Source organism: Seongchinamella unica, from assembly GCF_004354085.1.
In the GTDB taxonomy this organism is placed as follows: Bacteria; Pseudomonadota; Gammaproteobacteria; order Pseudomonadales; family Halieaceae; genus Halioglobus; species Halioglobus unicus.
This window is the reverse complement of record NZ_SMSE01000001.1, coordinates 829,896-842,671: the sequence shown is the minus strand read 5'-3', so window position 1 is coordinate 842,671 and position 12,776 is coordinate 829,896. Positions and strand designations below refer to the sequence as shown.

General features: G+C 60.3%; 13 protein-coding genes and 1 tRNA gene. 12 read left to right on the top strand and 2 right to left on the bottom strand.

Features of this window, described 5'->3' with window-relative positions; all coding sequences use genetic code 11:
• Position 1: 1 nt before the first annotated feature.
• The gene (locus E2F43_RS03650; protein ID WP_133209643.1) at positions 2 to 610 is read right to left on the bottom strand and encodes a TetR/AcrR family transcriptional regulator; all 609 of its coding nucleotides are present in this window, start codon (positions 608 to 610) and stop codon (positions 2 to 4) included.
• Between the two features lie 111 nt (positions 611 to 721).
• Between E2F43_RS03650 and E2F43_RS03645 the strand changes: the two genes are divergently transcribed.
• The 10 genes from E2F43_RS03645 to E2F43_RS03600 all read left to right on the top strand — a co-directional run bounded on the left by E2F43_RS03645 (position 722) and on the right by E2F43_RS03600 (position 10,319).
• Positions 722 to 1,537 (top strand): SDR family NAD(P)-dependent oxidoreductase, encoded by an 816-nt coding sequence (locus E2F43_RS03645; RefSeq protein ID WP_133209641.1) that lies wholly within the window; start codon positions 722 to 724, stop codon positions 1,535 to 1,537.
• Positions 1,534 to 1,953, top strand: coding sequence for a nuclear transport factor 2 family protein (locus tag E2F43_RS03640; protein WP_133209639.1), 420 nt, complete (start codon positions 1,534 to 1,536; stop codon positions 1,951 to 1,953). The genes E2F43_RS03645 and E2F43_RS03640 overlap by 4 nt, the downstream gene beginning before the upstream one ends.
• Positions 1,954 to 1,962: 9 nt before the next feature.
• On the top strand, positions 1,963 to 3,519 hold the full coding sequence (locus tag E2F43_RS03635; protein ID WP_133209637.1) for an AMP-binding protein: 1,557 nt from the start codon (positions 1,963 to 1,965) through the stop codon (positions 3,517 to 3,519).
• A complete protein-coding gene (locus tag E2F43_RS03630) occupies positions 3,516 to 3,968 on the top strand; it encodes an FAS1-like dehydratase domain-containing protein (RefSeq protein ID WP_133209635.1) in 453 nt (150 codons plus the stop codon). Before E2F43_RS03635 ends, E2F43_RS03630 begins: the two co-directional genes overlap by 4 nt.
• Complete coding sequence (locus E2F43_RS03625; protein WP_133209633.1) at positions 3,965 to 4,402, top strand: hotdog family protein; 438 nt, start codon at positions 3,965 to 3,967, stop codon at positions 4,400 to 4,402. Before E2F43_RS03630 ends, E2F43_RS03625 begins: the two co-directional genes overlap by 4 nt.
• The gene (locus E2F43_RS03620) at positions 4,386 to 5,567 is read left to right on the top strand and encodes an acetyl-CoA acetyltransferase (protein WP_238946732.1); all 1,182 of its coding nucleotides are present in this window, start codon (positions 4,386 to 4,388) and stop codon (positions 5,565 to 5,567) included. The genes E2F43_RS03625 and E2F43_RS03620 overlap by 17 nt, the downstream gene beginning before the upstream one ends.
• Before the next feature lies 1 nt (position 5,568).
• The gene (locus E2F43_RS03615) at positions 5,569 to 5,988 is read left to right on the top strand and encodes a Zn-ribbon domain-containing OB-fold protein (RefSeq protein ID WP_165954179.1); all 420 of its coding nucleotides are present in this window, start codon (positions 5,569 to 5,571) and stop codon (positions 5,986 to 5,988) included.
• 16 nt (positions 5,989 to 6,004) lie between these two features.
• Entirely contained in the window at positions 6,005 to 7,357 is a 1,353-nt protein-coding gene (locus E2F43_RS03610) for an aromatic ring-hydroxylating oxygenase subunit alpha (RefSeq protein ID WP_133209627.1), read from the top strand.
• A 209-nt stretch (positions 7,358 to 7,566) separates the two neighbouring features.
• The gene (locus E2F43_RS03605; protein ID WP_133209625.1) at positions 7,567 to 8,487 is read left to right on the top strand and encodes a glutathione S-transferase family protein; all 921 of its coding nucleotides are present in this window, start codon (positions 7,567 to 7,569) and stop codon (positions 8,485 to 8,487) included.
• Entirely contained in the window at positions 8,484 to 10,319 is a 1,836-nt protein-coding gene (locus tag E2F43_RS03600; protein ID WP_133209623.1) for an outer membrane protein assembly factor BamB family protein, read from the top strand. Before E2F43_RS03605 ends, E2F43_RS03600 begins: the two co-directional genes overlap by 4 nt.
• A 353-nt stretch (positions 10,320 to 10,672) precedes the next feature.
• On the opposite strand, the gene E2F43_RS03595 is transcribed toward E2F43_RS03600, so the two are convergent.
• Positions 10,673 to 10,749 (bottom strand) — tRNA-Arg (locus E2F43_RS03595).
• A 174-nt stretch (positions 10,750 to 10,923) separates the two neighbouring features.
• Here E2F43_RS03595 and E2F43_RS03590 point away from each other — a divergent pair.
• The gene (locus tag E2F43_RS03590; RefSeq protein WP_238946731.1) at positions 10,924 to 11,595 is read left to right on the top strand and encodes a type 1 glutamine amidotransferase domain-containing protein; all 672 of its coding nucleotides are present in this window, start codon (positions 10,924 to 10,926) and stop codon (positions 11,593 to 11,595) included.
• A 111-nt stretch (positions 11,596 to 11,706) separates the two neighbouring features.
• Positions 11,707 to 12,603, top strand: coding sequence for a phytanoyl-CoA dioxygenase family protein (locus tag E2F43_RS03585; RefSeq protein ID WP_133209619.1), 897 nt, complete (start codon positions 11,707 to 11,709; stop codon positions 12,601 to 12,603).
• Positions 12,604 to 12,776 lie beyond the last annotated feature (173 nt).

The following is a 12,776-nucleotide window of genomic DNA, read 5'->3' as shown; positions in this document are numbered from 1 at the left end:
TTTATTTCAAGCCACCCATGGTCTGCATGCTGTCAACAAAAAGGCGGTGGGCGTCCTCGAGATCGATGTCATCATCGAAATAGACCGCTGAGCGCAGTCCGATCATCAAGCCGTAGCCGACCTCCGCCGCGTCCTTGCTGTCGCCCATGAAAATGGAGGGGCAGCTATCGAAAATACGGGCGAGGTGGGCTTTGCAGTGGACGTCGAACTCTGCCTTGGTGACCTTGAGGACGTCATCGTTCACGGCGGCTCCGAAGCATTCCAGCATAAACCCGATTTCCTTGATAGTGCTGGCTTCACCGCGGAACCAGAAGTCGGCGAGGGAGAGAATCTGTTGCTCTGGCGGCTGCTGGCTGAACTCGTCTAATTCTTCCAGAAAACGCACCGAAACATTCTCAAAGTACTGCTCGAGAATCGCCTCCTTGCCCTTGAAGTAGTACAGCAGATGGCTGGCGGACATGTCGGCGCCGTTGGCGATATCGGCCAGTGTTGTCTTGACATAGCCCTGGGCGAGAATGCAGTCGTGCAGTGACTTGAAAATACGTCGGCGTCGCTGGTCCCCGCGACTGCCGGCGCGCTGCGAGCGTTTCTGTTGAGTGGCTTTTGGCATGGCGCGCAACCTTATCACGGCTGAGGGGTTGTGGGGAGTTATACATCTTTTCTTGAATTAAATTCAAGATGCGCCTAGTATGACCAGACAACAATAAATGAGGATTCCTGCATGGGCGTTGAAGGGCTGCGTTTTGTGATCACTGGCGGGGCCGTGGGTATTGGCGCGGGTACTTCCCGTCTGGCGGCCAGTCGCGGGGCCAGGGTGGTGGTCGCGGATATAGACGATCAATCCGGCCTGGCCCTGGTGGAAGAGATTCGCGCGCAGGGCGGCGAGGCTATGTACCAGCACTGCGACGTGACCAACGAGCAGCAGGTGGTTGCGCTGATGGCTGCCGCGGCGGAAGCCTTCGGCGGTATCGATATCCTGCATAATAATGCCGGCATCCATGAAAGTATGTTGTCTACGGAGCTGACTCTGGAGACCATGTCCCTTGATACCTTCGAGAAAGTCATGGGGGTAAATGTCACCGGTGTCTGGCTTTGCGCCAAGCATGCCCTGCCGCACCTGAGAGAGAGCGACAACGCGTCCATTATCAATGCGGGCTCCACCAGTTCGCTATCCGGTTACCCCCAATGTCAGGCTTACGGGGCCAGTAAGGGCGCGGTGATGCAGTTGAGCAAGATGCTTGCAGTGGACCTCGCCCCGGATGGAATTCGGGTCAACTGCTACTGCCCTGGCTCCATCCACACCCAGATTGTGGACAAGTTCCTGGCGGCCGCGCCGGACCCGCAGGCAATGCTCAATACCATGACCCAGACTCACCTGGTACCGCGAATGGGCCAACCCTCGGACGTCGCCGAACTTGTCTGTTTTCTCGCCAGCCCTGAATCCCGGTTTGTCAACGGCGCTGTTTGGACCATCGACGGAGGTTCGCTCGCTTGGCGTGGCACCCTCGACGTACTTGGAATGGAGGTGCAGGCATGAACCTGACCGCAGAACAGAAACTGGAAATTCATGAACTGCTCAGTCGAGCTTCTTACGCCTACGACACGCGCGATACGGACATGCTCGCGAGTTGTTTCGCCGAAGATGCCACCATGTCAATGCGCATTGCGGGCGGAGAACTTGCCGGCCCGTTCGTGGGTCGTGACGCGATTATGGAACTGATGGCCGGTTCCATGGCCCAGCAGACGGACGTCCGCCGGCATGTGGTCAGCAATCTCTTTTTCCTGGCCGGCGCGGCCGGCATCAGGGTCAATTCCTTTCTTACCTTGATCGCCACCGAGAATAGCCAGACAGCGCTGCTGACCACCGGGGTCTACCAGGACACGGTGGTGCAGGACGAGGCGGGTAACTGGCGCCTGTCAGCCAGGCATCTTGATCTTGATAACGCGTACTAGGTGGCAGCAGTGAATATTGGTTTTATACCCGCCAAGACAGCGCGACTCGACCCTCAGCGAGAGGCGCTGATCGATGTGCACAGCGGGCGCCGTATGTGTTTTGGTGACCTCGATGAAAGGGTGCGACGCCTGGGCAATGCGCTGGTGGGAGAGCTCGGCCTGAACAAGGGTGATCGCGTCGCGATTCTGGCCAGGAATTGCATCGAGTATATGGAAATCTACTATGCCTGTGCCCGGGTCGGCATGATCGCCCAGCCGGTGAACTGGCGCCTGAGCGTGGAGGAAATGGCCCGCATTCTCGCGGATGGCGCGCCGTCCCTGGTTGTTTTTTCGGGAGAGTATATCGAGGCAGCGCGGGAACTGCAGGACTGTGTGAGTGTGCCCAACTGGCTGGGGTTTGGCTCTGGCAGCGATGACGCCTACAACCATCTGGTCGCGGCCTCGTCCGCCGACGAGCCGGCGGTCTCTGCCGGCGTCGGCGGCGATGATCCAACCCTGATCCTGTATACCGGCGGTACGACAGGGCAGTCCAAAGGCGCGTTGCATACCCATCGCACCCTGTTCATGGGCATGATCAATCAGACGGTTGCAGAACGGGTGGTACCCTCGGATGTCTACATGCTCACCGGGCAGATGTTCCATATCCCGGTGGCCCTGGCCATGAACTACCACGCCCATGGTTGCCCCTTGGTGTTGATCAACTTTGAGGCCCGGCTGGCGCTGGAGACCATTGAGCGCGAGCGGGTGTCGGCCTTTCTCGGTATCACCACGATGCTCAACTGGATGATGGCCGATGAGAAGTTTAGCGAATTCGATCTCAGCAGTCTGCGCAATATACAGTATGGCGGGGGCCCGATGCCCCGCACTGTGGTCGCCGCGGCACTGGAGGCGTTTCCCTGCACCATCATCCAGGGGTACGGCCAGACCGAGGGCATGACGATGAGTTTTCTTTCCCAGGAAGATCACATCCGGGCCCTCAATGGCGACCACCCTGAGCGTCTGGGATCCTGTGGACGAGAGGGGTTCATCACCGAGATTCGCCTCGCCGATCCCGAGGGCAATACGGTGCCGCGCGACAGCAGGACTCCCGGCGAGATCCTGGTGCGTTCGGAAGCAAACATGGTCGGCTACTGGCAGCGCCCGGACCTTACCGCCGAGACCATTCGCGACGGCTGGATGTGTACCGGCGACATCGCCGTCTGGGATGAAGACGGTTACATCTTTATCGTCGATCGCGCCAAGGACATGATCATTTCTGGCGGCGAGAACATTTTCAGCACCCAGGTGGAGGCGGCTATTCACCAGCATCCCGGCGTGCTGGAGTCCGCGGTCTTCGGCATTCCGGATGACGAGTGGGGTGAGTCCGTGAAGGCGGTGGTGGTGATGCGCCCTGGCGAGAGCGCAACCGAGCAGGAAATTATCGACGTTGCTGCCCAGCACCTCGCCTCCTACCAAAAACCCCGTTCCGTCGATTTTGTTGACAGCCTGCCCAAGGCGCCGACAGGCAAGATTCTCAAGCGCCAGTTGCGCGATGTTTACTGGCAGGCAGGAGGAAAGCAGGTATGAGCCTCCTTACGCCAGAGCTACTTGGCAACATCGGACGCAAGAGCGAGCCCAGGAGGGAGTTGGTTACCCGTCGGGATATTCGCAAGTACGCGGTCGCCACCGGGTCGCGGCAAGATAAGTACCTGCAGGGAGACCAGGCGCCGCCGATGTTTCATGTGCCCCTGTTCTGGGACGTGGTTGAACTGGACCAGCTCTCGCCTGACGGTGTGTCGATCGACACTCTGCTCCCGAAGTTCCCGCTGGAGAAGGCGATGGCGGGTGGCTTGAAGATCGAATACCACAAGCCGATTTACCCTGGCGACTGGCTGACCGCAACGCGCACACTTAGTGCTATTTACGAGAAGCAGGGGCGCTCGGGACCACTCATTTTTTACGAGGTGATCATGGACGTGGTCGATGACGACGGGGCGCTGGTGATTCGTGAAAAAACCACGAGGATTCTGCGATGAAGACCGCACAGGGCGCTGCGCGTTTTGACCTTCTCCAGGTGGGCGATCGTCTGCCGGAACGGGACTTTGAGTGCGACAATGTGCAGCTGATGCTGTACAACGCAGCTCTGTGGAATGGCCATCGGATACATTTCGATGAGCCCTATACCCGGGAAGTGGAAGGCTACCCGGGGCTGGTGCTCGCCGGCCCCCTGCTCGGCGACTGGCTGCACCAGTGCGTGGATGAGTGGTTGGGAGAGGACGGTCGGATCCTGTCCATTGACTATTCAAACCGGGTAGCCAGCTATGTTGGTGAGACCCTCACCTCTGGCGGTACCGTAGCGGCTCTCCGGCCAACGAACAGCGAGGCGGATATCGACGTCCATATAAAGAATGCAGAGGGTGAGGTCGTCGCCCCGGGGAAAGTGGTGGTGCGTTTTGGCGAATACTGGTAAGCAGTTGCGCGGCAAGGTCGCTATTGTGGGGTGTGCTGACACCGCCGTCGGCGTGCTGCCGGGGCGGACGCCGATGGAACTGTGCGTTGAGGCAGCGCTCTCGGCAATAGCAGATGCGGGGCTGGACAAGTCGGATGTCGATGGCTTGCTGACCTGTAACGCCATGGCGCAGCCGTATATGTATCACGCTGAGGCAATGGCGGAGTATCTGCAGATATTCCCGCGCTATTGTCTCTCCGTGGGTGCCGGAGGCGGGACCACCTTTTCCATTGTTCACCACGCGGCTTCAGCCATCGTCACGGGAATGGCGGACGTTATCGTTATCGCCATGGCGGATTCGCTGCGCAGCGGCCTGACCCGCGATCAGGCGATGCAGGTACAGGCGTCTACTGGTCACCCGCAGTTTGAGCAGCCCTATGGCCCCACAGTGCCGGCCTATTATGCGCTGATCGCACAGGCCCATATGGCCGAGTTTGGAACCACGCCCGAACAGCTGGCCGGCATCGCCGTGGCCTGTCGCCAGCACGCGTCTCTCAACCCCGCGGCGCAGATGCGCGACCCGATCACTGTAGACGATGTCCTGTCCTCGCGGTTGATAGCCGATCCCCTGCATCTGCTGGATTGTTCGCTGGTGTCAGATGGCGGTTCCGCCATCGTGCTCTGCAGTGCTGAGCGCGCCGCTGACCTGCGCCACAGTCCCGTCTATCTGCTGGGAGCGGGTGAGGGACATAACCACGAACACATCAGTGCGGCGCATAATCTGACAACCTCGGCTGCGCGCGAGGCCGGTGAGCGCGCCTATGCCATGGCCGGCCTGGGGCCCTCGGATATGGATTTCGCGCAGCTCTACGACTGCTTTACACCGACAGTGCTGGTCGAACTTGAGGACCTGGGATTTTGTGCCAAGGGAGAGGGAGGCGCGTTTGTTGACAGTGGTGCCCTGGCGCCGGGTGGCGCACTGCCGGTGAATACCCACGGCGGCCTGCTGTCCCACTGTCATCCTGGCAATCCGGGTTCGATGTTTGCTCTGACCGAATCCGTATGGCAGTTGCGCCACAGCGCCGGCGACAGACAGGTGGCCGATGCTCGCTGCGGGCTGGTCCACGCACAGGGGGGGATTATGTCGTCCCATACTGCACTTATTCTGTCGCGGGAGGCAGCCTGATATGAACGCACCGCAAGCCAGCAGGATCATGCCACCAGATACGGAGATCTCACGCCCGTACTGGGATGGCTGCAAGCAGGGGGTGTTGCGACTGCAGTACTGCAGTGATTGTGACCGTTTTCAGTTCTACCCGCGTATCCTGTGCAGCGAGTGTGGCGGCAGGTCACTGTCCTGGCGATCGGTGTCCGGACGCGGCCGGGTCGCGAGTTTTACTGTGGTCCGGCGCGGTATTTCGCCGGCCTATCCGGCACCTTATGTGGTCGCGCTGATAGATCTGGAAGAGGGCCCGCGCATGATGAGCAACATCATCGTGGACGATTCGCAGCCGGTAGCGGTGGGCGACACGGTGATCGTGGGCTTTCAGCCCTGGGGTGCAGACCATGTCATGCCGGTTTTCGAATTGGATAAGGTGAGCCGTTAGTGCAAGCGAGGTTAATATGAATAGTCCGAGTATCCCCGTTGCCATAATCAATCCCGACGCACCGCCGGAATCCCTGGAGGCGAAACAGCCCCCTGTCGATAACGGCACCGAGTGTTATTCCAAGGAGGGGTATTTCAGCCGCGATTACATGGCGCGGGAGTGGCAGCGCATATGGACCGATACATGGTTGATCGCAGGCGTCTCATCCGACCTGGAAAACGTCAACGATTTTTTTGTTTTCGATATCGGCGATGAGTCAATCATCGTCACCCGCACGGAAGAAGGCGTAAAAGCCTTTTACAATGTGTGCGCCCACCGGGGTGCCAAACTGGTCTGGGATGAACGCGGTCGCAGGAAGGTGTTTGTCTGTCCCTTCCACAGCTGGAGCTTCAGGAACGATGGTGAATTGCGACGCATTACCGATGAGGAGACCTTCCACCCGGAGGTAATCGCGCATCGCCCCGGGCTCACCCCGGTTGCCGTGGCCGAGCACGCGGGTATTGTGTTTATTCACATGGGCGATAATCCGCCGTCGCTGCAGGAGAGTATTGGACTGCCAGAAGGATACCTGGAAGCCTACCAGATCGACAAAATGAAGGTAGTGCGCCACGTCCGCAGCGAGTGGGGCGCCAACTGGAAGGTCGGTGTGGAGGCGTTTTATGAGAGCTATCACCTGCACGCCGTACACCCTGAAACACGCGGGGTGATGGGCGATCTCAATGTACAGTATGACCTGTATCCCAACGGTGCCAGTCGAATGATTGTGCCACTGGGTCAGCCCAGTCCACGCGTGGCTGACCAGAAAACCGTTAATGAAGGGCTACAGATGATGCTGCAGGAAGCCGGAATCGATCCGCAGGGGTTCGACGGTACCGCTGCTGACGTGCGACGTGCAATCCAACTCGGCAAGCGAAAGCGTTCCGAGCGACTGGGCCTGGGCTATGAGCGGTTCGAAGATGGGCAGTTGTCTGACAGCTGGGCAACGGGGATATTTCCCAATGTACAGATCGGCTGCCACCCTGAAGCGGTTTTCCTGATGCGCTTCCTGCCCCACGAGAAAGATCCCGAACGTTTTTATTACGACACCATGACCCTGCTGCTGCCCGCGGAGGATCCCAGCTACTGTCCACCCGCCTGGATGGGGTTGCCAGAAGGTACCGACGTCAGCGGCCGGGTGCGACCGGCGACGGAGCACTACACGCTGGAGGAAGACGCCGGGCTAGGGCTGGTATTGAGCCAGGACTCAGCACTGCTTCCGGTCGTGCAAAAAGGCATGCGCAGCCGGGGGTTCAAGGGTCAGTTGTGGGGCGAGCAGGAACAGCGCCTGCGTCACTTTCACGTTGAGCTGGAGCGCCGGCTCCAGGGCTGAAAATACAGCAGGGAGTTTACCGGGCAAAAAAGTCGGGAGCCCAATGTTGGATAATTTTTAACAACGAAGATATGAAAAACCAGGAGCATAATCATTATTAACAAGAGCATCACATTGCAGCGCAAGAGCTGGCAAATCACTGAGAACCTGGACATCAACCTGGCCTATGAGATGGTGCGCGACCAGGGCGAAGCTCCCATGTTGATCCTATGTCGTCCCAGGAAGTAATCCTCCATCACTTCGATGCGTCTCCCTTCGCCGAGAAGGTAAGAGTCGCCCTGGGTATAAAAGAGCTGTCCTGGCGATCGGTAGAGATACCCATGGTTATGCCCAAGCCAGACCTGACGGCGTTAACCGGCGGTTACCGCAAAACTCCCGTAATGCAAATCGGCGCCGATGTGTTCTGCGATACCCAGCGTATCGCCACGGAGTTGAATGACCTGGGAGCGGGGCCGTCGCTTTTCCCCGGCGACAACCAGGGCCTTTGCGCGGTGATTGCCGCCTGGAGTGACGCGTCCCTGTTCATCCCCGGGGCGGGCCTTGCGATGGGAACTAACCAGGATTTACCCGAGGCGATTCTCGCCGACAGGTTTGCCTTCTTCGACTTTCTCGATCGAAAATCCTTGCCGCAACAGTTGCCCAGCCTGTTTGCCCGGTTTCGCGCGGGCCTGCAACGTATCGAGGACATGCTTGCCGATGAGCGCTCGTTCCTGCTGGGCGACACCGTCAGTTGGGCCGATGCATCCTGTTACGCACCTGTGTGGATGTGTCGTAGCAACATTGCTCATGCCGACGAGCTGATGAAAAACCTGCCCCTTCTTGAAGCCTGGGAACAGCGCATGAAGGCCTTCGGCCATGGTCGGCCAACGGTGATGAAAGCAAGCGAGGCGCTCAAGATTTCCAGCTCCACCCACTCACTGGCCAGGCCTTTGCTGGATGTGGATGCCTGGCCGAAGCTTGAACTCGACAGGGTGGTGACGGTTACGCCCGAGGATTATGGCGCCGTACCGGTGCGAGGACGGCTGGTCAGGTTAAGCCAGTATGATGTCGCAGTCGCGCGAAGCGACGAGCGGGCCGGTGAGGTGGTGGTGCATTTTCCGCGAGCGGGTTACAGGGTGGAAGGACTATGAAAACCGGATTCGCGGTTGCCATGATTGGACTGTGGTTTACCGGCCTGGCGCAAGCCGCCGCTATCGAGCCTGGTAAAGCGCTGTATGAGCAGCACTGCCAGCAGTGCCATGGCGGGAACGTAGCCAAGGCCCCGCAGCTTAGCCTGCTTCAGGTCATGTCAGCAGGTTCGATATATCGTGCGCTGACTGACGGCGTGATGCGTGAGCAGGCCAGCGCACTGAGTGACGGGCAGCGTCAGCAGGTGGCAGAGTTCCTCACCGGTCACAGCATGGCGGAGGATGACGCCGTCAGCCTGCCGCCAGTTTGCGAGGGAGCGGCTGCCGAGTTCGATTATAGCCAGCCCCCACACATGGCGGGTTGGGGCGTTGAGCTTAATAACCAGCGGCGGTTTGACGACACATTAACGGAGATTGATGCGAGCAATGTTGCGCAGCTGCGCCTGAAGTGGGCTTTCGCCTACCCGCAGGCAGTGCGTGCGAGGTCCCAACCCGCCTTTGCCGGCGGCGCGCTCTACGTTGGCAGCCAGAACGGCACGGTATATGCGCTCGATGAGGACACCGGGTGTTTGCGCTGGGCCTTCAGCACCGTTGCCGAGGTCCGTACGGGTATCGTGGTGGCGTCCTGGGAGGCCGGTGAGCGCAGCCATCCGCTGGTGTATTTCGGCGACCTGGTGGGCAACGTGTACGCACTGAGTGCGGTGACCGGTGAACTGGCCTGGCGCGACCGGGCAGGTGATCACCCCAGCCTGACACTGACGGCTGCTCCGGCGCTGCACGAGGGCCGTTTGTATGTGCCGCTTTCGGCACTGGAAGTCACAGCGGCTGCAGACCCTTCCTATGCCTGCTGCACGTTCAGGGGCGGTGTTGCCGTTTATGATGCGCTAAGCGGGGAGAAGCTGTGGACAGCCCACAGTATCGATGAACCGGCGCGCAAGGTGGGTGAAAACAGTGTGGGCACCGCGCGCCTCGCACCCTCCGGCGCACCCATCTGGAATACTCCGGCCCTGGATCCCAAACGCGGGGTAATGTACGTCGGTACCGGCACCAATTATTCGTCGCCGGCAAATGACACCAGCGATGCCATTCTTGCCCTGGAGATGAAAGATGGCAGTATCCGGTGGCACCAGCAAATGACCAGCGGTGACGCCTGGAACATGGGCTGTGAAACGGAAGAGAGGATCAACTGCCCCCCGGAGGACGGCCCGGACTATGACTTTGGTGCCGCGGTAATCATAGCGCAGTCCGCTGCTGGCCGTGACGTGCTGATTGCGGGCCAAAAATCGGGCGATGTCTACGCCCTCGATCCGGATGCCAACGGCCGGGTTTTGTGGCATCAGAAGCTGGGACGCGGGGGTATTCAGGGCGGCGTTCATTTTGGCATGGCGGTTGACGGTAATACGGTGTATGTCCCCATGTCGGACTTTGACGGTGGAGCGCGCTGGCCGGGCAAACCCTATCCGGGTATGTATGCACTGGACCTGATGACCGGCAAAGTGCTCTGGTACCAGCGGGCAGAGGACCGCTGTGACGGTCGAGAGTTCTGTCAGCCTGGGCTGTCATCGCCCGCGTCGGCGTTTCCTGGTGGCGTGCTCGGCGGCGCGATGGATGGGCGCTTGCGCGCCTACCGCGCGGCCGACGGCAAGGTGCTGTGGGATATCGATACGGCGGTTGAATACGACACGCTTGGCGGCACCCGTGCCCGGGGTGGCTCTTTCGGCGGCGGCACTGGCCCGGTGCTCAAGGGCCGTCGGCTCTACGTGAACAGCGGTTACGGTATCTATTTCCATATGCCGGGCAACGTGCTGCTGGCGTACGAACTGGCTGAAGATTAATCAGAGGCGGGTTTGGTTTAATACCGCTGGTCTGATTCGTTGGGAGCTAAAGAAGTCGCCGTTGAGAGCGCCCGGCGACTGCGGGTGGAGTTCTTTTGCATTGGTAACCGATGAATTCCGGCCCCAATACTGTGGGAGAGCCTGTTTCCCAACCGACCGGAAGGGTCAATGAGAGAATGGCCCGCCTGAGAGGATTAACCCGCAACACCCTGCAGGGTGTTGCAGCCCTGCGGGCTCGCCTATGGCTCGGTTCAAATCGCTGGCGCGATTTGTCGAACCTGGGAGAACCGAATCTGGCCCTCAGTCAGGCGGTCTTACAAAAAACCCGGCGCGAGGCCGGGCTTTTTGTAAGATGGCCCGCCCGAGAGGATTCGAACCTCTGACCTCTGCCTCCGGAGGGCAGCGCTCTATCCAGCTGAGCTACGGGCGGTTTGAGGCGCGGATACTACCAGCCATGTGGGATTCCGTCCATCCCTCAGCTACCATAGTGAGCTGCAACGCGTTTTCAAGGTTTTCGCGATCCCAGCCAATCCGGCGAGAAGCCGGTGACGTAGCTGCCCATTTTCTCAACATTTATACGGAGTGTCTGTCGATGAAAGTACTAATGGTCTTAACATCTCACGATCAACTGGGCGACACCGGCGAGAAAACGGGATTCTGGCTGGAAGAGTTCGCGGCGCCTTACTATCGACTGCTGGATGCCGGCGCGCAGATCACCCTCAGTTCACCGGCCGGTGGCCAGCCGCCGCTGGACCCCAAGAGTGATGCGCCGGAGGCCCAGACGTCAGCCACGGAGCGCTTCAGGAACGATAAGCAGGCCCAGGATCTGCTGGCCAGTACAGTGCCGCTGAGCGAGGTCGATCCTGACGGCTTTGACGCGGTCTTTTATCCCGGCGGCCACGGCCCGCTGTGGGATCTTGCGAACAATGCCGATTCCATCGGCCTGATCGAGCGGTTCATTGCAGCCGGTAAGCCGGTTGCCGCGGTTTGCCATGCGCCCGCGGTGCTGGTTAACGCGCGATCCGCTGACGGCCAGCCGCTGGTCAAGGGCAGGGTGGTCAGCGGTTTCAGCAACAGCGAGGAGGCGGCGGTGGGGCTCAGCGAGGTGGTCCCCTTCCTGCTGGAGGATAAACTGCAGGATCTGGGCGGTCACTACAGCGCGGCGCCGGACTGGCAGCCTCATGCGGTGGTCGACGGCAAGCTGGTGACCGGCCAGAACCCGGCCTCCTCGGAACAGGTAGCCGATCACCTGCTGGAGTTATTGAACACGCGCTGAGGCGGGAGCTCAAAGCCTGCGTCCCCGCCGGCAGCGGATAACAATCACGGCAGGTGCCGGTAAGCCGCTAACATGGCATTATTTGCTCAATGCGGCATGAGGGCGATGGCTATGAAAAAGCAGCGCAGCGGACGGGACGACCCCAGGTTCCGGCAAATCGATTCCCTTGCCGACTATGTGGGTGCCGATCTTGCCCGCACCCATGGCTTCACCCGCAGTGAGGAGGCCGCCGGGCTGGACCCCGAGCTGGTGGAAACCCAGCACCGGCAACTGCTGCGTGACGGGTTTATCATCCTCCCCGATATGGCGTCGCCCGAGCAGATAGGGGCCCTGCGGCAGCAGTCCCGCCCGCACCTGGAAAAATTGGGCCGCAACTCCTTCGAGGGCGAGCGCACCCAGCGCATTTACGGCGTACCGGAGAAGCTCCGGGCGGCGGACCCTTTTATCGAGCACCCCCTGGTGCTGGCCCACCTCGACCGGCTGCTGATGCCCAATTACCTCCTGTCCCAGGCCCAGGTCATCAATATACTCGACGGCTCGCCGGCGCAGCCACTGCACATCGATGACGGGTTCTATCCCTGGCCGCGCCCGCGACCGGCGCTGTCGGTGGCCACGGTGTTTGCCCTCGATGACTTTACCGAGCGGAACGGCGCCACGGTGGCCATACCCGGCAGCCACCAGTGGGGCCAGGATCGTGTTCCCGGGGCAGATGACCCTCGGGTGAGTGCCGTCATGCCCGCCGGTGCCTGCATCCTGTTTCTGGGCAACCTGTGGCATGGCGGCGGGGCCAACGACAGCGGGGCCAGCCGGCTGGCGATCACCGCGCAGTACTGTGAACCCTGGCTGCGGACCCAGGAGAACTTCTTTCTCTCGGTGTCCCGGGAGACCGCCGCCAGTGTGTCGGAAAATATTCGGCGCATGCTGGGCTACTCCATTCACCCGCCCTTTGCCGGCATGTGTAACGGCATGCACCCCAAGCGGGCACTGCCCGATAGCGGAGAGCAGTAGCGGTTTTCGGTCTGATTATTTGTACTCGATGGGGCGGCAAACTGCCGGGGCTGACATAGGCTTACAATAGTTCACGGCGCACGGCGGCTACTCACAGGCGCTGCTGCAGGCAGCAGACCGTCGCTCGAGAACCTGAAGATCTGACAATAACTACAAGCAAAGGGTGGTTTCGA

Excerpts from the sequence above, each read along its gene's own strand:
- E2F43_RS03625 (WP_133209633.1), top strand. The coding sequence starts at position 3,965 with ATGAAGACCGCACAGGGCGCTGCGCGTTTTGACCTTCTCCAGGTGGGC.
- E2F43_RS03640 (WP_133209639.1), top strand. The coding sequence starts at position 1,534 with ATGAACCTGACCGCAGAACAGAAACTGGAAATTCATGAACTGCTCAGT.
- E2F43_RS03585 (WP_133209619.1), top strand. The coding sequence starts at position 11,707 with ATGAAAAAGCAGCGCAGCGGACGGGACGACCCCAGGTTCCGGCAAATC.
- E2F43_RS03630 (WP_133209635.1), top strand. The coding sequence starts at position 3,516 with ATGAGCCTCCTTACGCCAGAGCTACTTGGCAACATCGGACGCAAGAGC.
- E2F43_RS03590 (WP_238946731.1), top strand. The coding sequence starts at position 10,924 with ATGGTCTTAACATCTCACGATCAACTGGGCGACACCGGCGAGAAAACG.
- E2F43_RS03605 (WP_133209625.1), top strand. The coding sequence starts at position 7,567 with ATGTCGTCCCAGGAAGTAATCCTCCATCACTTCGATGCGTCTCCCTTC.
- E2F43_RS03600 (WP_133209623.1), top strand. The coding sequence starts at position 8,484 with ATGAAAACCGGATTCGCGGTTGCCATGATTGGACTGTGGTTTACCGGC.
- E2F43_RS03645 (WP_133209641.1), top strand. The coding sequence starts at position 722 with ATGGGCGTTGAAGGGCTGCGTTTTGTGATCACTGGCGGGGCCGTGGGT.
- E2F43_RS03615 (WP_165954179.1), top strand. The coding sequence starts at position 5,569 with ATGAACGCACCGCAAGCCAGCAGGATCATGCCACCAGATACGGAGATC.
- E2F43_RS03610 (WP_133209627.1), top strand. The coding sequence starts at position 6,005 with ATGAATAGTCCGAGTATCCCCGTTGCCATAATCAATCCCGACGCACCG.
- E2F43_RS03650 (WP_133209643.1), bottom strand. The coding sequence starts at position 610 with ATGCCAAAAGCCACTCAACAGAAACGCTCGCAGCGCGCCGGCAGTCGC.